This is a genomic window from Roseibium sp. AS2, assembly GCF_038900065.1.
Taxonomy (GTDB): Bacteria; Pseudomonadota; Alphaproteobacteria; order Rhizobiales; family Stappiaceae; genus Roseibium.
Window position 1 is genome coordinate 75,881 of sequence record NZ_JBBMQN010000001.1, and the last position, 23,562, is coordinate 99,442.

Consider the following 23,562-nt stretch of genomic DNA (forward strand, 5'->3'; position numbering starts at 1 on the left):
ATTCTATGCTCCATAAAAGCTCCTGACCGGTTTCGGCGCAAGCAAAACTACCAGCCGCCGCCGCCGCCGCCACCGCCCCCGCCCCCGGACGAACCACCGCCCGACGAGCCGGAACTCGACGACTTGGGAACCGGAATGGAGGACTGGAACGACCCGGCCATGGCGCTCGCCGTCTCGCCCAGACTGTCAGAAACATGACGGGCATCGAAATCGCGGCCCGCATACCAGTTCGGATGATAGCTGGCCGCCACCGCGGCCCCGGCCGCCGTTGCCAGCCAGCCTTCGAAGGTTTTCGCCCAGGGCTTTTCAACGTCCAGGGCGACCGCATAGGGAAGCAGTTCCTCGAAATGCTCCGTGCTCATGTCCGGCGCCACCTGCATGTTGAGCCGATCCTTTTCGGCAACCGACAAATAGAGCTTCAGGCCCTCGATCTCGTCGAGTGCCTCACGGCCCAATGCAGTCGGAGCACCAATGAACATGAAGGCCAGCAGGTTCGCGGCAACCAGCGCCGCCACGACCACCGGAACCGCCGGAAGCGTTTCCACTGCGCCTGTGATCAGCCCGGCCAGGGCGGCCGCGCCGAACATGGCCAGCCCGGCAATCAGTAAAGTGACCCCAAGCCGAAGTTTCATGTTGGCGATGGGCAGAAGCGCCTGTCCGAAGGCAATCGGAAACACAGTCGCGAACACCGACAGAAACAGGAACACGATCATGAATTCCTGTTCGCCCTGGGACTTGGGCACGAACAGGATCAGGGCCACGATCGTGGCCAGGCTCATCAGGACGCCGGCCGGGAGGTAGGTCCAGTTGCTCTTGAAGAAAACATTGCGGTTTTCCTGCTCGATCGCGCCGCGGAACTTGTTGCCCAGGGACTTGATCGACAGACCGTTCGCCTTGTTCAACGTGAGCGGACTTCCCCGCGCCATCAGCCAGCTCTCGAGCGCCGCCTCCCCCTTGGGCAGGCCGAAACCCGGCACGTGCTCCTTGCGCCCTGCGTGGTCCGGCGTCAGCGTCATGTCGCCGTCCGTGTCTTCGAGGCGAAGCCGTTTCTTGACCGCCAGATTGAGACACGCCGCGGACAGGGCCACCCAGCCGCCATCTCCGAACCCGCGGTTGACGATATATCTGGAAAGGGCCGGTGAAATGCGCGCAGGCGCCTTGAACCGCGGAAAGACGACCCCTGCCGCTGGATCCCTGCCCACCCTGAACCAGGCGAACAGATAATAGGCAATGACCAGCAAGAACCCGCCACCGCCGATCAGCTCGGACCGGTAGTCGCCAAGGAAGTAACGCATCTTTTCCGTGCTGGAGGGCCGGGCGATGGAGCCCGACGGCATTGTGACAACGACTGTCAGGCCTTCCTGGTAGGACAAGGGCTGCGTGGTCGTGAAAACCACCTCTGAACCGTCGTCTTGGGTGCGGGCGGTATAGTTCTGGTAAGTCGCTCCGAAGGGCCCCGTGAACGCGGTCCAGTCCGTGGCGGTCACCCCATTGGGCAGTCTCACCCGTGCAATGGCCTCGTCGATCGGGAAGTTCCACTCGTTGCCGGTGACATTCCAGTAGACCTCGTCATGGTCGTCAAAGAAGCGGATCTGCCGGTCGGTCCGGTACCTGATTGTGTAGGTATACACGCCCGACTGCAGGAAGACGCTTTCCTCGCCCACGTAGATCCTCACGCCCGCCCCGCTTTTCCGGGTGAAATTCGCTACGGGCTGCCCGTCCTGGAGAACGGATACAAGTTCGAAACCAACCTGATAGATGCGGCCGTTCGCACCTTCCGCCGTCAGGGGAATATCGCGGAAGATACCTCGCTTGATCTGGTTGCCCTCCGCGCGGACCCGGATGGTCTCCGTCACGGTCAAGGTCCCGTCCGCGCCGACATCGATGTCGGATGCAAAATGCAGGATCCGTTCATCGGCCTGCGCGGTCAGTCCGGCCAGCACCAGAAGAAAAGTGGCAAGGCAGGCGGTTGCAAGCTGTTTCAGCATCCCGTCGGTCTCCCTCAGAATGTCACGCGGGGCACTGCCCGGTCGGCTTCGTCCTCGATCTCGAAGTATTCGGCCTTTTCGAACCTGAACTGGCGGGCGATCAGGTTGGAGGGAAAACTCTCGACCGCCACATTCAGGTTTCGCACCGCCCCGTTGTAATAGCGGCGGGCCATCTGGATGGCATCCTCGATCTCGTCGAGGGACTGGTGCAGGTTGGAAAAGTTCTGGCTGGCCTTCAGGTCCGGATAGTCTTCCGCCAGGGCAAACAGCCGGCCCAGCGCCTGCGACAGGGCACCCTCCACCCTTGCCCGTCCGGCGACATCGCCCTGCGGCAGGGCGCTGCCCTGGGCTCTCAGTTCGGTGACCGACTGCAGCGTCTCGTTTTCGTGGGAGGTATAGCCCTTGACGGTTTCGACAAGGTTGGGGATCAGATTGGCCCTGCGCTTCAGCTGCACATCTATGCCGCTCCAGCCCTCCTCGACCATCTGACGCTTTTTCACGAGCGCGTTGTAAAGAATGATCGCAAAAACACTGGCCGCGATCAGAAGCGCGAGAACAAACCAGGCCATCGGGGGAACCTCCAAAAATACAGGTCCCGGAACCTAGCCACCAGGACGGGAATTGTCACCCCGCTGAAACTGTCTCAAACGTCTCAGGTCAAAATCAAGCGCCGTTCTGTGTTGTGGAACACATTTTTCACGCCTGCAGACCCGGTGACACGTGGAAACTATTCCGCCGCCTGGTTGTGATAGCCGACGCCGCCGGCTTCGGTCTCCAGGAAGGCGGCTCCGCATGCCTTGGCCAGTTCACGCACCCGCAGGATGTAGCTCTGGCGCTCGGTCACCGAAATCACGCCGCGCGCGTCAAGCAGGTTGAAGGCGTGGCTGGCCTTGATGCACTGGTCATAGGCCGGCAGCACCACCTGATGCACGCTGGCGCCCTTTTCGTCACGCGCCCTGGCGCCCGCTTCGAGCAGCGCCCGGCACTCGGCCTCGGCGTCCTTGAAGTGGCGGAACAGGATTTCGGTATCGGCATGTTCGAAATTGTGGCGCGAATATTCCTGCTCGGCCTGCAGGAAGACATCGCCATAGGTGACCTTGTCGGCCCCTTCCATGCCATTGTAATTCAGGTCGTAGACGTTATCGACGCCCTGGATATACATGGCCAGACGCTCCAGGCCGTAGGTCAGCTCGCCGGAGACCGGCGAACACTCGAAACCGGCCACCTGCTGGAAATAAGTGAACTGGGACACTTCCATACCGTCGCACCAGCACTCCCAGCCCAGTCCCCAGGCGCCCAGCGTCGGGCTTTCCCAGTCGTCCTCGACAAAACGGATGTCGTGCACCTTCGGGTCCAGCCCGATGGCATAGAGCGAATTCAGGTAGAGGTCCTGCAGGTTGGCCGGGGATGGCTTCAGGATCACCTGGAACTGGTAATAATGCTGCAGCCGGTTGGGGTTCTCGCCGTAGCGGCCGTCTGTCGGGCGGCGCGACGGCTGAACGTATGCGGCCTTCCAGGGGCGTGGCCCGAGCGAACGCAATGTTGTCGCCGGATGGAAGGTCCCGGCACCGACTTCCATGTCGTAGGGCTGCAGCACCACGCAGCCCTGGTCTGCCCAGTAGCGCTGCAAGGTCAGGATCAGGCCCTGGAATGAATTTTCCGGCCGCATATGCGCCGGCAGCGTTTCAGTCGACATGGAGTTGTTCCGCGAATGTGGCTGGTTCCGGCGGCGACAGGTGCCACGATGCGGGCGCGAGGTCAAGGTGGCGGGCGCGTTGGCGCAAGGATGATGCAAGGATGGCGTCTGGGCCTTCAGCGTCAAAGCGAGGTCCGACAGGGCCCTGTCGGGATTGACGGACCTACCCATGGTAAGATAGCAAGCTGACAGGCTCCGGAATGCCCGCCGCTCGCAGGCCCTAACCCCTGGTGAAATTCCGGCTGAAGACTTCCTGTTCCCCGACGCATTTCGCGCTGGTGGCAATGCGAGCCCCTCCTACATCTCGAAATGCCCAGATCTCGGAGAATGGTATGTCGCACGACACCTCCAGAGCAAATGCGTTCACGCATGGGCCGATCGGCCCGACGCTGCTGAAAACCGCCCTGCCGATCATACTCGTCATGAGCATGAACGGGCTTCTGACCGTCGCGGACGCGGTCTTCCTGGGGCTTTATGTCGGTCCTGACGCGCTCAGCGCGGTCACCCTGATGTTTCCCGCCTATATGCTCCTGGCCGCGCTGGCGACACTCGTCTCCAGCGGCATGTCGAGCCTGCTCGCCCGACATCTGGGTGGCGGCCGGTTCAAGGAGGCGCGTGCCGTCTACGCCGGCGCACACGGTCTGGCACTCTCCGCCGGCACCGTACTCATCCTCCTGCTGCTCGTCTTCGGCCGGACGGCAACGCTTGCAGCGGCCGATGGCGCAGGCGGGATCGCGGCGATGAGCTTCACGTATCTCGCGATCACCATCGGATTCTCGCCGCTGATGTTCGTGCTGGCGGTCAATTCCGACGCTCTGCGGAACGAGGGCCATGTCCTGCTGATGGCCGGACTCAGCCTCTCCGTCTCGCTGGCCAATCTGGCCTTGAACTACCTGCTGATTGCCGTGTTCGACTTCGGCGTTGCGGGCAGTGCCTACGGCACCGTGCTGGCTCAGGTGTCCGCATTTGCCTTCGTGACCTGGTATCGCCTGAGCGGTCGCACCGCTCTTGGCCCGGAGGACCTTGTCCGAAACCCGCTGACCTCGCACTGGCGCGCCATTGTGGTACTCGGCGCGCCGCAGAGCCTCAGCTTTATCGGCATCGCCTTCGGAGCGGCGGCTACGCTCGCGGTTCTTCAGGCATTCGGGGCCGAAGGCTATGAAACCACCGTGGCCGCTTTCGGCGTGACCACCCGGATCATGACCTTTGCCTATCTGCCGCTGCTCGGCCTTTCCATGGCACTGCAATCCATGATCGGCAACAACGCCGGCGCGCGCCTGTGGAGGCGCTCGGACGACACTTTGCGCCTGGGGCTCGGCATAGCCCTCGCGTACAGCCTTTGTGTTCAAGTCGTCCTGTGGTTCGGAGAAAGACACATTGGTTTTGCGTTTGTCGAGGACCCCGAGGTGATCGGCGAAATCGGACGCATTCTGCCGGTGATGGTGGCGATGTATTTTGCCGCCGGGCCCCTGTTCGTGGTCGCGACCTACTTCCAGGCGCTCGGGGATGCGCGCCGGGCAGCCGTGCTCAGCCTGACCAAGCCCTACGTCTTTTTCCTGCCGCTGCTGTTCGTGCTGCCGCGCGGTCTCGGCGAACCCGGCATCTGGCTGTCCGGTCCGATCGCGGAAGGTCTTCTTGTTGTGCTGACGGCCATCGTCCTGGCCGGGGCCGCGCGTGGCGGCACAGCGCGCTGGGGGCTTTTCCGGGCAGAAACGGTCACATGATCAAATCCGGCGGGCTGGACTTCCTGCCCGCCGTTCCTTCAGGCCTGCGGCCGGTATTTGCCGCTGACCGGGTCCTGCACCAGCTTCGGGCCGCGGCCGTTCGGGTCTGCCTTGGCCGCCGCGCGGGAGATCCGGTTCTCGACGTCGGCCATCTTGCGCTTGACGCGCTGCATGATCCAGTATCCGCCAACGGCCAGTGCGGCCACACCAATCAGTTCGGTCATGTCGTTCCCCTTTTATGCCCGCACCTGACACGGGCAATGTGCCAATTCAAAGGCCGTAACGCATCCACATTGCCCGTTCCTCCACCGACGACATCAGGTCTTCGCCGAGCCCTTCGATCAGCCGGCTGCCGGATCGGCCGATGCCCACGCCGGCCTTGCGGCCAAACAGTCCGCGCGGGGCGGAAATCAGTTTCGGCTCGGCCTTGTCGCCGTAGCGCTCCCTGACGACGCCGCGCAGATCTCCGATGGCATCGGCCAGACCGAGTTCGATCGCCGTGCGCCCTGTCCAGAACTTGCCGCTGAACAGATCGGCGTCGTCGGCCAGCACGTCGCTCCGGCGTGATTTCACCAGGTCGATGAAGGTCTCGTGGATTTCAAGCTGCAGGCTTTTCAGATACTCGATGTCCTCGGGCACTTCCGGCTGGAACGGATCGAGGATCACCTTCTTCTCGCCCGCCGTATAGACGCGCCGGTCGACGCCGATCTTCTTGATCATTTCCGTGAAGCCGAAGCCGGCGGCAACGACACCGATGGACCCAACGACCGAAGACGGATCGACAAAGATTTCATCGCCGGCGACCGCGATCATATAGCCGCCGCTGGCCGCGACGTCCTCGACGAAAACGAGCACGTCCTTCTGGTTTTCCTTTGCAAGATCGCGGATCCGCTTGAAAATGAGACGCGACTGAACAGGCGAGCCCCCAGGCGAATTGACGATCAACGCGACAGCAGGCGCTTTCTTGACCGAAAACGCCCTTTCCAGCGGCATCGCGGCAGTCGCGAGGGAAAGGGCCGTTCTCAGAGGGCCGCCGCCGCCGATCGCTCCCTGGAGCCGAACGACCGGAATGACGGTTTTTTCATCGCGGAAAGGTCTGGGAAGATAGCTGCGGATTTTTGAAAGCACGCGGAATAGCCCTGAAGGAGTTCACAATCTTCTCCGATATATGTATCCGGCGGGCAGTTTCAAAGGCCATGAGGCCTTGCAGCGGATAAAAGCTGTCTGTGAAGGCCGGCCGACGCGCCCTGCCGGCAGACGGAAACGGACCATCAGAGGGGGCAAGACCAACACGCTTCGGTGTTAGCCGCCGAATGCGCTGATCTTCTTTTTCACCTTTGGTCCGGAAACAGGCTGTTTGTCTTCTCCCGGACGTTTGGCGAGCGACTCTTTTGTCGGCTTGGGCCCCGCCTTGAACGGCCAGCTCAGCCGGACACCCGCCTGATTGTCTTTCCACCAGACAATCGATCCGCTGATCGGCTGGTCCATGCCGGGGATGGCGATTTCGATCGCTTCGGGCAGGCGCCCAACGGTGTCGCCTTCCAGACGGCACCCGGACTTGCTGGCGTCCACGATCCGGCATTTCATCGTCGTCGGCTGCTTCCTGCCGCTGACAACAGCGGTTATCCAGACCGGCCGGCGGGTTTCCCGCCGCTTTTCGCCAGGCTCCACCTGCTTGAGGTGAAACGAGATCTGCGCATCGCGATCGCCGCAGGCAACCACCCTGCCACGAACAAGCTCGTCGAAACCCGCGAGGCGCAGTCCCACTTCTTCCTTGAGAAGATCGATCCTGTCGGTCGCGATCCGGCAGCCCGTTTCACAAACGTCATAGGCGGTCGCGTCGAAAAAGGACATGTCGGCCAGATCGAAGACCTGAGCCGCAATTCTGTTATCCGCATTCATCGCAGCGGCAGTAGTGCTCATGTCGTCCCCCCGATTTGCACGATTTACCTTACGATCGGAAGACTGAAAACCTGGTTAACACACGGGAGACGGCCAGGAGGACATTCTGGCGGGCCCTCCGGGTCCCGGCATCTGCAAACAACTCTCGAAGGAAGGGTTCGGCCGGGATGGTGTGCCCGATACGGTGACCCGGGACGGAACGGCAGGAAAGGTTCGCAAGCGTGTTGCCGGAGCGCGCGGTGTCAGCCCGGAGACCAGACAGGTCCTTGTCCGGGTCAGTCCTTGGTGCGCCTGACACCAAAACCGGAATTGTCCGAAGTGCGTTTTGGCTTGGGCTTGGCGCTGGGCTTGGGCTTCGCGCCGGTCTCTCCCGCACCGGACGGTGCTTGGAGGCGTTTTTCATCAAATTCCCTGCCGCTGGTGAACTTCCAGATAAGCTTCACGCCGGCATATTCCGGCGACCGCCAGACGATCTTGCCGACGACCGGCAGATCGAGGCCGGCAATCTGAAGCTGGATATCAGCGGGCAGGTTTTCCATCTGATAGCTTGCGAGCCGGCAACCGGACGGACTGGCATCGACTATTTCGCACCGGAGCCCTTCACGAGAGTTCTGGCCGCTGACCCAGGCCGGAATGGACACCCTGCGGCGGCGCTCGCTGCGTTTTTCCGTGTTCTCGGCTTCATCGAATTCGAAACGAACGACGACGTCGGCGCCGCTGACTTCGGAGACCCTGGCCTTCACCATCTGATCAAAACCGGCGATCCGGAGCCCCAGGGCCTTGCCGACCCGCCGATGCTTTGTCGACAGGACCCGGCATCCGTTCCTGCTGAAGCCGGAAGCAGACGTTTCCTCACAGCCCAGGGTGTCGAAGTCCAGGACCAGGATGTGCAGTACGGCATTTTCAGGGATGTTCAACTCTGGTCCTGTCAATTTATCCCCTTGGTTCAGATCGATTGCCGACTTCCATATGATGACGGAACACCCGTAATCTTGCTTATGTGAAAAACCACGCCCGAATTAAAAATCAATAAATCCGATGATGAAATTTGTATTATTCAAGTTTACTCTTACCCACCTCCCCTTATTTACTCTATACTATACTTTAGTTATATAAAATTCATCCCACTCCTCATAGTAACGCAAGGGAATACTGGTTTCAATCTGCAATCAGACAAACGATCACCGGTTAACCCGATAGTTTTTGTCCGATTGCAAGAAAATCGCGCCAGGAAAGCCTTTTTTCCAGAGGGCTGCGCAGCAGGTAGGCCGGGTGGTAGGTCGCGATCGCGGCAATTTCCCGTCCGCCTGCCGGATAAGTCATCCAGCGCCCGCGCAATTTGCGGATGCCGTCCTTCTCATTGAGCAGTGTTTTTGCAGAAGCCGCTCCCAGAAACACCAGCACATCCGGTTTGACCAGTTCGATCTGGCGCACGATGAACGGTTTGCAGATTTCCGTTTCCTGGGGTGTCGGCGTGCGGTTTCCCGGCGGACGCCATGGCACCACGTTGGCGATATAGGCTGACGACCTGTCGAGGCCGATTGCGGCCAACATTCTGTCGAGTAACTGGCCGGACCGGCCGACAAACGGTTTGCCCTGCAGGTCCTCGTCGCGGCCCGGCGCCTCGCCCACGAACATCAGCCGGGCTTGCGGATTGCCGTCAGCGAAGACCAGTTTCTTCGCGGTAAGCTTGAGATTGCAACCATCGAAGGTCTCCAGACATGCCTGCAGTTCGGCAAGAGACGACGCGCGGGCCGCAAGGTCCCTGGCAGCGGCAATCACCTCGCCGTCCGGCAGCACAGCGGCAGGACCGGTGCCCGGCGCGCGCGCCTGCGGCGCGGATTGGGCCCGGGGATCAAACTGGGTCTGAGGGTCCAATCGGGCCTGAGGGTCAAGACGAGCCTGGGATCGGTTTCCATCCCGGCCGGCAGAGCTCCCGGGCAGTATCTGCGACACCTGTTGCGGTCCGGGCCTCCCCTGATCCGGCTGCACCCGCGCCGCTTCACGCGTCCGGGCGAACCAGTCGACCTGCTCGTCGCCCAGAAAACAGTCGACACCCGCGCTGGTGAAAAAATCCAGCAGGGCTTCGATCTGGCGTTGGTCGGTCGGTGTGTTCTGCACGCAAAAAGCCTCCGGTGTTGAGTGTACCCCCCAGCCGCAATAGTACAAGCGCGCCACCGCAAAAGCGGGCCGCAGGAGGCCTTTTTTCAGAAACCGCTCGCCACGGCAAGCCACCAGTTACTGCGACAATTTACGTTTACGTAAACGTTAGTATTACTCTTGACGCCCATTGCCTGCTTTGATCTATCTGGGCCGGACGAGAGAACACGCTGCCCGAATTCGTTTTGGACCACGATAAATGTCGTGTTTCGCACTGCGAAATAGGGCACATAGGCGGTAACAACCGGTTGCCGTGACAACGGACGCGGAACACCTGCCCTGGACCGCGGGGTATCGAGGGGCTTTTGGTCATCCAATGGCTTCCGGCTGACCGTCCGTGAAACAAGGCATGCCCCTTTGGGCGGAGGGAGAAAGACATGAGCGAACAGGAAACGCTTGGCGAACGCGAAAGCATGGACGTGGATGTCGTGATCGTCGGCGCAGGCCCTGCCGGGCTTGCCGCGGCTATCCGGCTGAAGCAGATCGCCAGTGAAAAGGGCGAAGAGCTGAGCGTCGTGGTGTTGGAGAAGGGATCGGAAGTCGGCGCTCATATTCTGTCCGGCGCCGTCATCGACCCGATCGCACTCGACAAGCTGCTCCCCGAATGGCGTGAGGAAGACACGCCGATCAAGACGCCGGTGACCGCCGATCATTTCCTCGTGCTCGGCCCCGCGGGTTCCATGCGCCTGCCGAATCTGTTCCTCCCGAAACTGATGAACAATCACGGCAACTTCATTGTTTCGCTCGGCAACGTCTGCCGCTGGCTCGCCGAAAAGGCCGAGGCCCTTGGTGTCGAGATCTATCCCGGTTTCGCGGCCTCCGAGCTGCTGTATGATGACGACGGCAAGGTCGTCGGCGTGGCCACCGGAGACATGGGCATCGGCCGCGACGGCAAGCCAAACGCGATGTTCACGCGGGGAATGGAGCTTCGCGGCAAGTACACGCTGATCGGCGAAGGCGTCCGCGGCTCTCTGGCCAAGCAGCTTATCGAGACGTTCGGGCTGGACAAAGACTGCGATGTTCCCAAATTCGGCATCGGCATCAAGGAGCTGTGGCAGGTCGATCCGGACAAGCACAGGCTCGGTCTGGTGCAGCACTCCTTCGGCTGGCCCCTGGACGGCAAAACCGGCGGCGGGTCCTTCCTCTACCACCTGGAGGACAATCAGGTGGCCGTGGGCTTCGTCCTTCATCTCAACTACGAGAACCCCTGGCTGTCGCCCTTCGACGAGTTCCAGCGCTTCAAGACCCATCCGGCGATCCGCGACACGTTCGAGGGCGGCAAGCGCATTTCCTACGGGGCACGCGCAATCACCGAGGGCGGCTATCAGTCCGTGCCGAAACTCTCCTTCCCGGGCGGCCTGCTCATGGGCTGTTCCGCGGGCTTCGTCAACGTGCCGCGCATCAAGGGCTCCCACAATGCCATGCTTTCCGGCATGCTGGCCGCCGAAGAAGTCATGGAGGCCATCGGCCGCGGCGAGGCGCATACCGAGCTCAGCCGGTACGATCAGGCCTGGCGCGACAGCCCTATCGGCGCGGACCTGAAAAAAGTGCGCAACACCAAGCCGCTCTGGTCGAGATTCGGAACCTGGCTGGGCATCGGCCTTGGTGGACTGGACATGTGGACGAACGAATTGTTCGGCTTCTCCTTCTTCGGCACCATGAAGCACGGCAAGCTGGATCGCGACACCCTGAAACCGGCCAAGGACTGCGACAGGATCGACTATCCGAAGCCGGATGGGGTCGTCTCCTTCGACAAGCTGTCGTCCGTCTTCCTGTCCAACACAAACCATGAGGAAGACCAGCCGAGCCACCTGAAGGTGAAGGATCCGGTTCTTCAAAAGACATCCGAACACGATGTCTATGCCGGTCCGTCGAGCCGCTATTGCCCGGCAGGCGTCTACGAATGGGTGGAAGAGGGCGCGGACGCCCCGAAGTTCCAGATCAATTCGCAGAATTGCGTGCACTGCAAGACCTGCGACATCAAGGATCCGAACGGCAACATCACCTGGACCGTGCCGGAAGGCGCCGGTGGCCCCAACTATCCGAACATGTGAGGCGGACACTGACCGCCGATCCGGCCACACCCGAGCAATTTCCCTGATGTCAGCGACCCGGCCCCGAGCCGGGTCATTCTTTTCGGCCGTGCGCCGGACTGTTCACAACCGGGCGATCTGCACCGCTCTCAAGTCGGTCAGTTTGCTCAAAAAAAACGGCACCGGAAAGAAATCTTTCCGATGCCGCTGACTTGCGGCCGATGGGTCTTATCGAACCGGTGATGGGAGGCCGGTTCGTTGCGGTTGTCACTTGGGCAGCGGCCAGGTGCGGTCTGTCCGCACTTCTTGAGCCGCGCGCCATGTCCCGCGCCACAAATTCAAGGTCCGTCTATCGACGGACAATTTCTTCAGAAGTGTCGTTCCCACCCTGAACATCCGCATTGTCTTGTCCAATCCGCCCCTGTTCGGGTCCGATTAGTTTTATTTGATTTATTAAACTGCGGTGAGAGGTGAATTAGCTTCACGTTAGGGTAAGGTCAACCCTCCTTAACGCCAAAAAAAGAAATTGGATGGGCCCAAAAGAAAATTTTATACTTATTGTTCAAAATTTGTCGGAAAACGGATGCCGCTTGGTCAGACGCCCTCATTCCGACACCGGCTTTTTGGAACCGGTTGCAGATCCCGGTGCTCAAAGCCAGCGCATAAATTTTATCTATCCATCAATAAGTTACCGCAATGCATCCGCTATCTGGTTGAAATTCAAGCACTTCTTGATCCGCCCGCCATCTCTGCCCCGCCAACCCTGGCTTGCCAAAGCCCCCCTCATCACCAAAAACGACATCAACCACATGATTTTAAAGAGTATTTTTATTATCCACACGCAACAAACCTGACGTTGGGTCACGTGATTGCGCATTCAACTTGGTTAATTTAGGTTTACCTCCAACGGGGGCAAAACTGCGGTTAACGGTCGGTATCCGGCGGCGAACTGCACGGTCTTCGCGGAAATCCCGCGAGTTTCCCGACGAGATAATGGGATCGAACCGTGCAAGCGGTTGGATACCTTGTGGACAGGAAGAAAGCTGGCTCCTTCCAGATCGCGGCGGTTATGGACCGGGGTCAGGTAAACTTCCAAAATCACGTTCAGAACGGCTCCGGCAGTTTTGAAACCCATCGACCACAAGGTTCTGCACCGGGAAGGCCACTTCCCGGTGCTTTTTTTTGAGGCGCACCGGACCCGGTGCGCGGCCAGCACCGCGGTGCGCCTCCGCACGTTGCTGTCTTTCCTCCCTGTCAGGCACAAAAAAACGCCCGGCCAGATGGCCGGGCGTCTTGCATTGTGCCGTCACGAGATCGCTTATGCAGCGCTCTTGCGGCCGGTCGTCCGTCTGCGGTTCGGGCGCCGGTTCTGGGCATTGTCGTTGCTGCCGGTGGTCTTTTTCACGTTCGGCCTGCCGCCGCCGCGATTCTGTCCACCCCGGTTACCGCCGCCGCCGCCACGCTTGGGCTTGCTGGCAGCCGACATTGGCGGGATCTCGCCGCCGGCGACCGTGATGTCGATGCCGATCAGCTTCTCGATCTGACGGAACAGACCGATTTCCTCGGGCGCGCACAAGGCAATTGCCTCGCCTTCAGCACCCGCACGCGCCGTCCGTCCGATACGGTGGACATAGGCTTCAGCCACTTCCGGCAGTTCGAAATTGTACACATGGCTGACGCCGGGAATGTCGATGCCGCGGGCCGCGACATCCGTCGCCACCAGAACATTGATCTTGCCCTCGCGCAGATCGCGAATCGCCCGGTCGCGCTGATTCTGGCTCTTGTTGCCGTGGATGGAGCCTGCTGCGATGCCACATTGCGCCAGCTTGCGCATGAGCCGTTCGGCGCCGTGCTTGGTCCGGCCGAAGACGAGCGACATGCCGTCAGGCTTTGCCTGCAACTGCTCGACCAGGAAGTCGCCCTTGGCCTTCTGGTCCATGAAATACACCGACTGCGTCACCTTGTCGGCGGTCCGTCCCGTCGGCGAGACTTCCACCCGCTCCGGGTTGCGCAGGTAGGATTGGGCCAATTCGTTGATCTGCTTGGGCATGGTCGCAGAGAACAGCAGCGTCTGACGCTCCTTGGCGACCAGTCCGGCAATGCGGCGCAGGGCGTGGATGAAGCCGAGATCCAGCATCTGGTCCGCCTCGTCGAGGACGAGATAGGAGGCCGATGCCAGATCGACGGCGTTGCGGTCGACGAGGTCCAGCAGCCGGCCCGGGGTCGCGACCAGAATGTCCGTGCCCTTGGACAGGCGCTTGATCTGGCCGTTGATCGACACGCCGCCGACGACTGAGGTGACACGCAACGGGGTGTTTTTCAGGAAGGAAATCAGGTTCTTGGCGATCTGGTTCACCAGTTCGCGCGTCGGTGCCAGGATCAGGGCGCGGGTGCCCTTGGGCCGGGCTCTTGCGTTGTCCGCAAGCAGGCTGTCGATCAGCGGCAGCCCGAAAGCTGCGGTTTTGCCTGTTCCTGTCTGGGCCAGACCCATGAGGTCACGGCCTTCCAGGATCAACGGGATCGCTTTTTGCTGGATCGGTGTCGGTTGGTCATAGCCGTTGTCAGCAACAGCGCTCAGTAGGCCGTCGGAAAGTCCCAGGCTTTGAAAGTCGGTCAATATAAATTCCTTTTCGGGCGTAAGGAAACACGCCCGGATGACCGCAGGAACGCATCCTTGCGGTTCGATGATGGATTGCGGCAGCCGCTTCGTTTCGAAAAACGGGCTCTGTGCCGCCAGACCCTCGCGTGACATGGGAACTGGTTGGACCCCTCATTGGGCCCTTGACTGCAACCGGCAAGCGGCTGCCCTTGAAAACACGATGGTTTTGGAAAAAAGGGCGCGCTGTCTGCTCACGCGGCAGCGGTTGCACGCCGCTATATCGGCTTAGCGGCCTGAAAAGTCAAGCAGTCATGTAAAAAGGCCCGCCGGGCGCACGGTGCTTCTTCAACCCGATCCCGGTACCAGACGGATCAGACGGCCGTCGTCGCTGTCGGTCAGAACATAGATATATCCGTCCGGCCCCTGGCGCACATCCCGGATGCGCTCGTCCAGATCACCGAGCTGCTTTTCCTGCGCCACAACCCGCGCGCCGTCCAGCTCAAGCCGGGCAAGATGCTGGCCCCGCAGCGCGCCCACCAGAAGGTTTCCCCGCCAGTCCGGGTAGGTGTCGCCGGTGACAAAAGCCATGCCGGACGGAGCAATGGACGGATCCCAGAAATGGATCGGCTGCTCCATGCCCTGTTTTTCGGTGCCTTCGCCGATCTTGCCGCCTGAATAGTGCCGTCCGTAGGAGATCACCGGCCAGCCGTAGTTCTTGCCGGCTTCCGGGATGTTGACCTCGTCGCCGCCACGCGCGCCATGTTCGACCGTCCAGAGCTTGCCGGTTTCGGGGTGGATCGCAGCGGATTGCGGATTGCGGTGACCGATCGACCAGATCTCAGGCCGGTAGCCATCGCGCTCCAGGAACGGATTGCCGGGCGCCGGGGCACCGTCCCGTGTCAGGCGCAGGACCGAGCCTGCATGGTCGGACGGATCCTGCGCCCGCTCGTCCTCCCCCCGTTCGCCGATCGTCATGAAAAGGTGCCCGTCCGGCGCGAAGGCCAGCCTCGAACCGAAATGGCGGCCGCCATAGGACCGGTTATTGCCGGCAAAAATTGTTTCCCCGCCGGTCAGCGCGTATCCGCGCGCCGGTGACGTTGCCACAACGGCCTTGTAGAGCGACGTCCCCGCCCCTTCCACCGAGCCTTGCGAGAACGTCAGGTAAATCGTGCCATTGGTCCCGAACTCCGGATCCAGCGCGATATCCAGAAGACCGCCCTGGCCCTGCGCGAAAACCTCCGGCACCCCCTCCACGGCAGTCTGGCCGCCGGCCGCATCCACGTGTTTGAGAACACCGTCCCGTTCGGTGATCAGGTAGCCGCCCTCCGGGAGAAACGCGACGCTCCATGGATAGGACAGGCCGTCCGCGACCGTCTCAAGTTCAATGGAGGACTGGGCGGCCGCGGGCGCCACCGTGAGAAAGGCGGCAACGCCCATGGATACAAGCGGGGAAAGTGCAGAAAACGTCCAGGTCATGGCAGCTCCATTAGGCCGTCGGGTCTCCTGGATAAGTTAGGCAATGGATCTGCGCTGAAAAGCGGTCCGGGTTAAAAAACCTTCTGGCAGCTCTTTGAGAGCCGGCCATGCGTGTCAGGCATTTCCTCACACGCATGGCCAGGCGCATGGCCGGTTTCATGGCTGGACGCACCGCGCGACCGAACGGGTCAGTCCACCGAACGAGTCTGCGCCTCGACACTCGCCAGTGCAGACATGTTGACCACACCGCGCGATGTGACCGACGGGGTCAGGATATGAGCGGGTTTCGCGGCGCCGAGCAGGATCGGCCCCACATGCAGGGCCTGGGTCGCCACCTTCAGCAGATTGTGGGCAATGTTGGCCGCATCCAGGTTGGGGAACAACAGGAGGTTGGCCTCGCCGGTCAGTTTGCTTCCCGGCATGACCCGTTCGCGCAGGTCGACGCTGAGTGCCGAATCGCCGTGCATTTCGCCGTCGGCTTCCAGACCGGGATACCGCTTCCAGATCAGGTTCAGCGCTTCGCGCATCTTGCGCGAGGAAGCCGTGTCGCGGGAGCCGAAATTCGACAGCGACAGCAACGCGATCTTCGGCTCGATGCCAAACCGGCGGATTTCTTCGGCGGCGAGGATCGCCATTTCCGAGATTTCCTCGGCGGTCGGATCCTCGGTGACGAAGGTGTCCGACAGGAACATCGCCCCCTGGGAATTGATCAGAAGCGACATGGCGGACAGGTCCCGCGCCGATTCGCAAATCCCGATCACCTGCTTGATGTCGCGCAGATGGCGGATAAAACGGCCTTCCAGGCCGCAGATGACCGCATCCGCATCGCCCCGGCGCACGGCGAGCGCCGAAATCACGGTGGTGTTGGTGCGCACGACCGTCCGGGCCGCGTTCGGCGGCATGCCCTGGCGGCCGACGCACTCGAAATATTCATCGGCATAGTCGCGGTAGCGCGGATCGTCCTGCGGGTTGATGAACTCGAAGTCAACATCCGGACGGATCTTCAGTCCGAACCGTTCGCAGCGCTGCTGCAGCACGTCGGGCCGGCCGACCAGGATCGGCTTGGCAATCTTGTCCTCGATCAGCACCTGGGCGGCGCGCAGCACCCGTTCGTCCTCGCCTTCGGCATAGATGATCCGCTGCGGATCCTTGCTGGCATTCTGGATGATCGGCTTCATGATCAGGCCGGACCGGAAGACAAAGCGGTTCAGGCGGTCCAGATAGGCGTCGAAATCCGCGATCGGGCGGGTCGCGACGCCGGTCTCCATCGCGGCCCGGGCAACGGCGGGCGCGATGCGCAGGATCAGGCGCTGGTCGAAAGGCGACGGAATCAGGTAGTTCGGGCCGAAGGTCTCCACCTTGCCGCCATAGGCGCGGGCGGCGACATCGCTTGGTTCCTCACGCGCCAGGCCGGCGATCGCCTCGACCGCCGCGCGTTTCATTTCCTCGTTGATGCTGGTCGCACCGACATCCAGCGCGCCCCGGAATATGTAGGGGAAACACAGGACGTTGTTGACCTGGTTCGGATAGTCCGACCGGCCGGTGCACATGACCACGTCGTCGCGCACCGCCTGGGCCTCTTCCGGCATGATTTCCGGATTGGGATTGGCCAGGGCCAGGATCAGCGGCCCCTGGTCCATTTTCGCCACCATGTGGGGTTTCAGGACACCGGCGGCGGACAGGCCCAGGAACACGTTGGCGCCTTCGATGACCTCGTCGAGCGTGCGCTTGTCGGTCTTCTGGGCAAAGGCGGCCTTCCACTCGTCCATCAGCGCCTCGCGGCCTTCATAGACAACGCCCTCGATATCCGTCACCCAGATGTTTTCCCGCTTCGCGCCGAGCGAGACCAGCATGTTGAGGCAGGCAAGCGCGGCCGCGCCGGCTCCGGAAGCGACGATCCTGGCGTCTTCGATCTTCTTGCCGGCCAGGTCCAGAGCGTTGCGGACGGCGGCACCGACAATGATCGCGGTGCCGTGCTGGTCGTCGTGGAACACCGGGATGTTCATTTTCTCCCGGAGCTGCGCCTCGATCATGAAACACTCCGGCGCCTTGATGTCTTCAAGGTTGATGCCGCCGAAAGTCGGTTCCAGCACAGACACCGCATGGACGAACTTGTCGACATCGGTCTCGTCGACCTCGATGTCGAAGACATCGATGCCGGCGAACTTCTTGAACAGAACCGCCTTGCCTTCCATCACCGGTTTGGAGGCCAGCGGCCCGATGTTGCCGAGCCCCAGCACCGCGGTGCCGTTGGAGATGACCGCGACCAGATTGCCGCGCGAGGTGTAGTTGGCGGCTTTTGCCGGATCGTCAGCGATTTCCAGACACGGAGCGGCAACGCCGGGAGAGTAGGCCAGCGCGAGATCGCGCTGGTTGCCCAGCGGCTTGATCGCCTGGATCTCCAGTTTCCCCGGGCGCGGATGCTCATGGTAGAACAGGGCCGCTTCTGTCAGATCGCTATCAGTGGTCTTTCTGTCGCTCATTGCGGTCCCTGTCTCCCAAGGTCACTTGCTATGTCTGCGATGATCCCGTCCTTGCCGGCGGGACACCGTACTTTTTTCCGACGTTTCCCCGAGGTCTACCCGGCACGCTGCCAAATGAGAACCCGTAATAGCAGAAACAGCACGACACCGTTCAGGATATGCCACAGGAAATGGGTGCCGAATGCGATCTGATCGCACAACGGACCGTCCAGGGTTCGCAGCGCCAGCGACAGGGCGAAGATCGCTCCCGTCAGCAGGACCTGCGTTCCCAGTTCACGGTCCCGGCGGACAAACAGCGCTCCGGTGATGAAGATCGCCATGAGGGCCGGAACATAGCCCGCTGACGAACCGACGAGCGGCGCAACAGCCCGCCCCGCAAGGGGTGTCGCCGCGAAGAAGACGGCGACGATCCCCAGCGCCGCCCACCACGGCAGACCCAGAAAGCGGGTCAGCGCGACAAAAAGATAGACATGGATGAACAGGGCGATCGGAATGACATCCGCCAGGCCGGCCCACCTGGTCGCGAAGGTGTGAAACAGGAACGAGCCGATCCCGGTGGCGCACACGATCGCGATCAGCACAAGTGCCGGCAGATCTCCGGGTGTCTTTCGGCGCCAGAACACAAAGGCGGCAACCGCCGCCATCAGAAAGGCCGCGTTGGTCACCGCGTTCAGCGGCTCGGACCAGAATTCCGGGCCGACGCGCTCGCAATAATTGTCCACCTGATCGGTCAGTGCCATCGGCCGGTTCCCCGTCAGCCCCGTTTACCAGCATTGCCTACACCGTGGACATGACAGTTTCCGAAATCAAGCGTCCCAGCCTTGAAATACCTTCTTCGATTTTCGCAAAGTCCGCACAGGAAAAACTGAGGCGCAGGGAGTTGGCGCCGGTGCGGTCCGGATGAAAGGCCTTGCCCGGAACAAACGCCACCCGCACCGTCGCGAGGGATTTCTCCAGAAGATCGGCCGCGTCGATGCCGGCGGGCAGATCCAACCAGATGAACATGCCGCCATCCGGTCTGGTCCAGTGAACACCTTCGGGCATATGGATCTGAAGGGCGGACAGCATCGCATCACGGCGGGCCTTGTAGACTGCATTGGTGCGCGCCGTGTGCGTGTCGAAGACCCGCTCCGCGACCCGGGCCATGGCTTCCTGATTGAGGACCGGCGTGTTCAGGTCGCTGGCCTGCTTGATCAGCACCAGCCGCGAGATGACTTCTTTCGCGGCGCAGACCCAGCCGAGCCGCAGGCCCGGTGACAAGGATTTCGAGAAGCTGCCCAGGTAAAGTGTGCGGGACGCCTCGATGCCGCCATGCTTGCGGCTGTCGAGGGCCAGCAGCGGCAGGACCGTATCGCCGTCATACCGCAATGCCTCGTAAGGTGCGTCCTCGATGATCGCGCAGGACAGCTCTTCTGCCAGTGCCAGAACGCGCTCGCGTTCTGCAAGACCGACCGACAGCCCCGTCGGGTTCGCAAAATCCGGCGACAGATAAGCGAATTTGACCCGGCCGCCCTGCTCCTGCGCGCGCGCCGCATAGTCGGTGACGTCCCGGTTCGCGCATGGATCGAGGCGGTCGAACCGGGGTTCGTAGGCGTTGAATGCCTGCAGCGCACCAAGATAGGTGGGCCATTGCACCAGGGCCGTGTCGCCCTCCGACAGGAACAGCTTGCCAATATAGTCCAGTCCCTGCTGGGAGCCGGAAGTGATCAGGATATTGCCGGGATCGCAGTCAACGCCGAGGGTGCGCATGTGGCTCACGATCCAGTCGCGCAACCGGGGACTGCCTTCGCTGACACCGTATTGAAGGGCCCGGCCGGCATCGGGTCCGCCGAGGATGTCCTGGTAGGCCTGCCTGAATTCCTCCGCCGGAAACAGATTCGGATCAGGGATGCCGCCGGCAAAGGAGATCACGTCCGGCCGGTCCAGGAGTTTCAGAAGTTCTCGGATTTCCGAGGCGCTCATCCGGCTGGCGCGCCGGGCATAGAGGCTGTCCCAGGTGGTCATGTTCGGCTCTTTGGCTGTTTTTGGTCTTGCTATTTAAGTCAATAATACTGACCTATCTATTTAGCAAGTGTCTCATTCTTGTTATTTTTTGTAATTTTATTGCGCTACAGGTTTCCGGTCGCAATTGCCGATGCCTCTGGAACCTGCGCCAGCAATCGCCTATCTGTTGACGACAAAGGAGAACGCCATGCCCCGTCTGGACGATACGCGCCCGTTCATCCCGCTCGACATTGCGGTTCTGACCGTGTCCGACACGCGCAAGCTGGAAGAGGACCGGTCCGGCAGCATTTTGGCGGAAAGGCTTGCAAAGGCGGGCCACCGCCTCGCGGACCGGAAGATCGTGACAGACGACGTGCCGGCCATCCGGAAGATCGCGAAGGACTGGATTGCGGATCCGGGTGTCGACGTGATCATTTCCACCGGCGGCACCGGTTTCACCGGCCGCGACGTGACGCCTGAAGCGATGGAACCCCTGTTCGAAAAGCGCATGGACGGTTTCTCGGAGGTCTTTCACCGGATTTCCTACGACAAGATCGGCACCTCGACGATCCAGTCCAGAGCCACCGGCGGCGTCGCCGGCGCCACCTATATCTTCGTGCTGCCGGGATCTCCGGGCGCCTGCAAGGACGCCTGGGACGGCATCCTGATGTGGCAGCTCGACTACCGCCACATGCCCTGCAATTTCGTGGAAATCATGCCGCGGCTCGACGAGCACCTGAAACGCGGCAAGCTGCGGGAGGCCTAGGCCCGGACAGGGCAAGCCAAGAGCCTGAGATTCCCTCAGGCGCCATTCGTTCGAAAGACGGGCAGTCCCCTCGCCGGGGCCGAGTGCCGGTTTCAGCCGTGCAGCTTGACCGCGACGCTCGCGGGGATGCGCAGCATGCCGACGCAAAAGCGTGCCAGGGACTGGCGGAACCGGGAGAGCACGCTGTCGTCTTCCGCATCACCGGACGAAACGGCAGCCGCTCGCAGAAACACCAGCCGCCCGCGCCCGATGCGCTTGGCGATGTCCAGGTCTTCCAGTTCCGGCAAAGGCCTGTGTCCGCCGAGCTTCTGATAGAAGCTGCGCGAGATCAGCAGGCCCTGATTGCCGTAGGGCATGCCAAGTAGCTGGGAGCGCAGGGCCGCAATGGTTTCGCTGATGCGGGCGCCAAAGCCGAAGGCTTCGTAGCGGAGGCGGAAACTTGCGGCGGTGCCGGGACCCTTGCGCGCACGCGCGGCTCTTTCGACAAAAGCCTGCGCCTCGTGATGCCAGCCGCTTTCCAGCAGCGTTTCGGGACGCAGGAACAACAGCCAGTCGCCACGCCTTGAAAGAGACACGCCATAGGCAAGGCGCTCGCTGCGCGGCGCGCCCTGGCGGCAGGCCCAGGTGCAGCCTGCGGCATCGGCGACCATGTCGGTGTTGTCGGTCGACCCGCCATCCACAATGATGACTTCGCGCACGACACCTTCCGCCGCCGCCGGTACCAAAGCCGAGAGGGCGTGCACCAGCTCGGTTTCTGAATTCTTTGTCGCGATGATGACACTTATCATGAGCCCGAGTTTTACATGAAAAATTTCAAAGTGCGAGAGAGTCCGCTTGTGAAAGCTCTGATTTAGGCTAATGTTCCCGCTATGTTCTTTTCTGATTACGGAACGCCTTGATGAATGCCTTCAGACACTCCCTGCCCGCGTCGCCAGCGGCAGAGCCTTCCGCATCGGAAGCCGCAAGGCTGGGTGAGGAGCGCCGCCGCGGCCGGGGGGCGGCTCTCAACAAGAGCGGGCGTTTCGAACCGGTTGCCAGAGAGGACTTCGACGACGGCTGGGACAGCCTTGACGACCTGCCGCCACTCAAGACGGAGATCCAGGAGGAGCGCGCGCGCACCATCATCACCCGCAACGAGTCTCCGGACATCTCCTTCGACCGGTCGATCAATCCCTACAGGGGATGCGAGCACGGCTGCATCTACTGCTTCGCCAGACCCAGCCACGCCTATATGGGCCTGTCTCCCGGGCTCGATTTCGAAACCAGACTGTTTGCCAAGCCCAATGCCGCGCAGCTTCTGGAACGCGAACTTTCCCGTCCCGGCTACATCCCGCGCGTCATCGCCATCGGCACCAACACCGACCCCTATCAGCCGATGGAGCGCAGTTACAAGCTGATGCCCGAAATACTGGAGGTTCTGGAGGCCTGTTCCCACCCGGTCGCGATCGTCACCAAGTCGGCCCTGGTCACCCGTGACATCGACATTCTCACCCGCATGGCGAAACGAAATCTGGTCAAGGTCGCGCTATCGGTGACGACGCTGGACAGGAAACTCTGCCGGGCAATGGAGCCGCGGGCTTCCGCACCGCACAAGCGGCTTGGTGCCATCAAAGCCCTTTCGGAAGCAGGCATTCCAACGTCCGTCATGATGGCACCGATCATCCCGGCGTTGACGGACAGCGAAATCGAGGCCCTGCTTGAGGCCGCGGCCGAACACGGTGCGGCGGAGGCCGGCTATGTCCTGCTGCGCCTGCCGCGGGAAGTCTCCGAACTCTTCCGCGACTGGCTGCTGCGCGAGCGGCCGAACCGCTACCAGCATGTGATGAACCTGATCCGGTCCATGCGTGGCGGCAAGGATTACGACGCCAAATGGGGCGAGCGCATGCGCGGACGCGGTCCCTATGCGGACCAGATAGGCAAACGCTTCTCGCTCGCCGCCAAACGTCTCGGACTCAACCTGCGCCGCAAGAAACTGAATTCGGACGACTTCGTCCAGCCGCAAAAAGGCGGTGTGCAACTGGACCTGTTTTGATCCGGCGACTTGCGGAAAGGCTCGGGTGTCTGCAGGTTTGACGGCATGCCACACACTCCGACCCTTTTCGATCTGCCGTTCCCCGATCAGCCGGACCTTGACATTGAACGCCGGCATGCCGCAGCGTTCGACGGATTTCTCTGCGGTGTGGACGAAGCCGGACGCGGTCCCTGGGCGGGACCTGTGGTCACCGCGGCCGTCATGCTGGACTATAACCGGGTTCCGAAGGGGCTGAACGATTCCAAGAAACTGACCGAGGCCCGGCGCGAGGCGCTGTTCGAGGAAATCGTTGCCAGTGCGCATGTGTCGGTTGCCAGTGCGTCACCTGCGACGATCGACCGGCTGAACATTCGCGCGGCAACCCTTTCGGCGATGGTTCGGGCGGTCACACTCCTGGCCGCCGTTCCAGCTTATGTGCTGATCGACGGGCGGGATGTTCCGGCAGGATTGAAATCACCGGGGCAAGCTCTGGTAAAAGGCGACGGCCGCTGCCTGTGTGTCGCTGCCGCCTCAATTGTCGCCAAGGTCACCCGGGACCGGATGATGGTGCGGCTGGAAGAGCATTGTCCGGGCTACGGCTTTGCCCGTCACAAAGGCTACGGGGTTCCGCTGCATCAGGCAGCCCTGGCCAGACTTGGGCCTTCCCCGCACCACCGGATGAGCTTCAGGCCGGTCCGGGTTGCGGCAGACGCACGCCGGTGAAAGGAACAGGCCGCCCCG

20 protein-coding genes are annotated in these 23,562 nt (G+C 61.7%); 6 read left to right on the forward strand and 14 right to left on the reverse strand.

The window, feature by feature from the left end:
• Window positions 1-47 precede the first annotated feature (47 nt).
• From WNZ15_RS00335 to WNZ15_RS00345, 3 genes are all read right to left on the reverse strand, one after another.
• A complete protein-coding gene (locus WNZ15_RS00335) occupies window positions 48-1,988 on the reverse strand; it encodes a DUF2207 domain-containing protein (protein ID WP_342890936.1) in 1,941 nt (646 codons plus the stop codon).
• Between the two features lie 14 nt (window positions 1,989-2,002).
• Complete coding sequence (locus WNZ15_RS00340; protein WP_342890937.1) at window positions 2,003-2,557, reverse strand: LemA family protein; 555 nt, start codon at window positions 2,555-2,557, stop codon at window positions 2,003-2,005.
• A 158-nt stretch (window positions 2,558-2,715) separates the two neighbouring features.
• Entirely contained in the window at window positions 2,716-3,684 is a 969-nt protein-coding gene (locus tag WNZ15_RS00345; RefSeq protein ID WP_342890938.1) for a glycine--tRNA ligase subunit alpha, read from the reverse strand.
• 332 nt (window positions 3,685-4,016) lie between these two features.
• Between WNZ15_RS00345 and WNZ15_RS00350 the strand changes: the two genes are divergently transcribed.
• Window positions 4,017-5,408: an MATE family efflux transporter gene (locus WNZ15_RS00350; protein WP_342890939.1), complete on the forward strand. Its 1,392-nt coding sequence runs from the start codon at window positions 4,017-4,019 to the stop codon at window positions 5,406-5,408.
• 38 nt (window positions 5,409-5,446) lie between these two features.
• On the opposite strand, the gene WNZ15_RS00355 is transcribed toward WNZ15_RS00350, so the two are convergent.
• The 5 genes from WNZ15_RS00355 to WNZ15_RS00375 all read right to left on the reverse strand — a co-directional run bounded on the left by WNZ15_RS00355 (window position 5,447) and on the right by WNZ15_RS00375 (window position 9,431).
• On the reverse strand, window positions 5,447-5,632 hold the full coding sequence (locus WNZ15_RS00355; RefSeq protein ID WP_342890940.1) for a hypothetical protein: 186 nt from the start codon (window positions 5,630-5,632) through the stop codon (window positions 5,447-5,449).
• A gap of 46 nt (window positions 5,633-5,678) precedes the next feature.
• Entirely contained in the window at window positions 5,679-6,536 is an 858-nt protein-coding gene (locus WNZ15_RS00360; protein ID WP_342890941.1) for a S49 family peptidase, read from the reverse strand.
• A 174-nt stretch (window positions 6,537-6,710) separates the two neighbouring features.
• Window positions 6,711-7,331 carry a PilZ domain-containing protein gene (locus WNZ15_RS00365; RefSeq protein WP_342890942.1) on the reverse strand — a complete coding sequence of 207 codons (621 nt, stop codon included), beginning with the start codon at window positions 7,329-7,331 and terminating at the stop codon, window positions 6,711-6,713.
• Between the two features lie 254 nt (window positions 7,332-7,585).
• Window positions 7,586-8,227 (reverse strand): PilZ domain-containing protein, encoded by a 642-nt coding sequence (locus WNZ15_RS00370; RefSeq protein WP_342890943.1) that lies wholly within the window; start codon window positions 8,225-8,227, stop codon window positions 7,586-7,588.
• A 271-nt stretch (window positions 8,228-8,498) separates the two neighbouring features.
• The gene (locus WNZ15_RS00375) at window positions 8,499-9,431 is read right to left on the reverse strand and encodes a uracil-DNA glycosylase (RefSeq protein ID WP_342890944.1); all 933 of its coding nucleotides are present in this window, start codon (window positions 9,429-9,431) and stop codon (window positions 8,499-8,501) included.
• 416 nt (window positions 9,432-9,847) lie between these two features.
• Here WNZ15_RS00375 and WNZ15_RS00380 point away from each other — a divergent pair, with 416 nt between their 5' ends.
• Window positions 9,848-11,524, forward strand: coding sequence for an electron transfer flavoprotein-ubiquinone oxidoreductase (locus tag WNZ15_RS00380; RefSeq protein WP_342890945.1), 1,677 nt, complete (start codon window positions 9,848-9,850; stop codon window positions 11,522-11,524).
• A gap of 509 nt (window positions 11,525-12,033) precedes the next feature.
• Window positions 12,034-12,357 (forward strand): hypothetical protein, encoded by a 324-nt coding sequence (locus WNZ15_RS00385; RefSeq protein ID WP_342890946.1) that lies wholly within the window; start codon window positions 12,034-12,036, stop codon window positions 12,355-12,357.
• 464 nt (window positions 12,358-12,821) lie between these two features.
• Here WNZ15_RS00385 and WNZ15_RS00390 read toward each other — a convergent pair whose 3' ends face one another.
• The 5 genes from WNZ15_RS00390 to WNZ15_RS00410 all read right to left on the reverse strand — a co-directional run bounded on the left by WNZ15_RS00390 (window position 12,822) and on the right by WNZ15_RS00410 (window position 20,065).
• The gene (locus WNZ15_RS00390; protein ID WP_342890947.1) at window positions 12,822-14,120 is read right to left on the reverse strand and encodes a DEAD/DEAH box helicase; all 1,299 of its coding nucleotides are present in this window, start codon (window positions 14,118-14,120) and stop codon (window positions 12,822-12,824) included.
• Between the two features lie 327 nt (window positions 14,121-14,447).
• Window positions 14,448-15,578 carry a PQQ-dependent sugar dehydrogenase gene (locus WNZ15_RS00395; RefSeq protein WP_342890948.1) on the reverse strand — a complete coding sequence of 377 codons (1,131 nt, stop codon included), beginning with the start codon at window positions 15,576-15,578 and terminating at the stop codon, window positions 14,448-14,450.
• 188 nt (window positions 15,579-15,766) lie between these two features.
• Window positions 15,767-18,061 carry an NADP-dependent malic enzyme gene (locus WNZ15_RS00400; protein ID WP_342890949.1) on the reverse strand — a complete coding sequence of 765 codons (2,295 nt, stop codon included), beginning with the start codon at window positions 18,059-18,061 and terminating at the stop codon, window positions 15,767-15,769.
• A 95-nt stretch (window positions 18,062-18,156) separates the two neighbouring features.
• Window positions 18,157-18,801 carry a ceramidase domain-containing protein gene (locus WNZ15_RS00405; protein WP_342890950.1) on the reverse strand — a complete coding sequence of 215 codons (645 nt, stop codon included), beginning with the start codon at window positions 18,799-18,801 and terminating at the stop codon, window positions 18,157-18,159.
• 37 nt (window positions 18,802-18,838) lie between these two features.
• Entirely contained in the window at window positions 18,839-20,065 is a 1,227-nt protein-coding gene (locus WNZ15_RS00410; RefSeq protein ID WP_342890951.1) for a PLP-dependent aminotransferase family protein, read from the reverse strand.
• Window positions 20,066-20,252: 187 nt separating this feature from the next.
• On the opposite strand from WNZ15_RS00410, the gene moaB reads away from it, so the two are divergent.
• Window positions 20,253-20,810, forward strand: coding sequence for a molybdenum cofactor biosynthesis protein B (gene moaB / locus WNZ15_RS00415; RefSeq protein ID WP_342890952.1), 558 nt, complete (start codon window positions 20,253-20,255; stop codon window positions 20,808-20,810).
• 92 nt (window positions 20,811-20,902) lie between these two features.
• Here the strand turns inward: moaB and WNZ15_RS00420 are convergent, their stop codons facing one another.
• On the reverse strand, window positions 20,903-21,598 hold the full coding sequence (locus WNZ15_RS00420; RefSeq protein WP_342890953.1) for a glycosyltransferase: 696 nt from the start codon (window positions 21,596-21,598) through the stop codon (window positions 20,903-20,905).
• 110 nt (window positions 21,599-21,708) lie between these two features.
• Here WNZ15_RS00420 and WNZ15_RS00425 point away from each other — a divergent pair, with 110 nt between their 5' ends.
• Window positions 21,709-22,842 (forward strand): PA0069 family radical SAM protein, encoded by a 1,134-nt coding sequence (locus WNZ15_RS00425; protein ID WP_342890954.1) that lies wholly within the window; start codon window positions 21,709-21,711, stop codon window positions 22,840-22,842.
• A gap of 45 nt (window positions 22,843-22,887) precedes the next feature.
• Window positions 22,888-23,544 carry a ribonuclease HII gene (locus tag WNZ15_RS00430; RefSeq protein WP_342890955.1) on the forward strand — a complete coding sequence of 219 codons (657 nt, stop codon included), beginning with the start codon at window positions 22,888-22,890 and terminating at the stop codon, window positions 23,542-23,544.
• Window positions 23,545-23,562 lie beyond the last annotated feature (18 nt).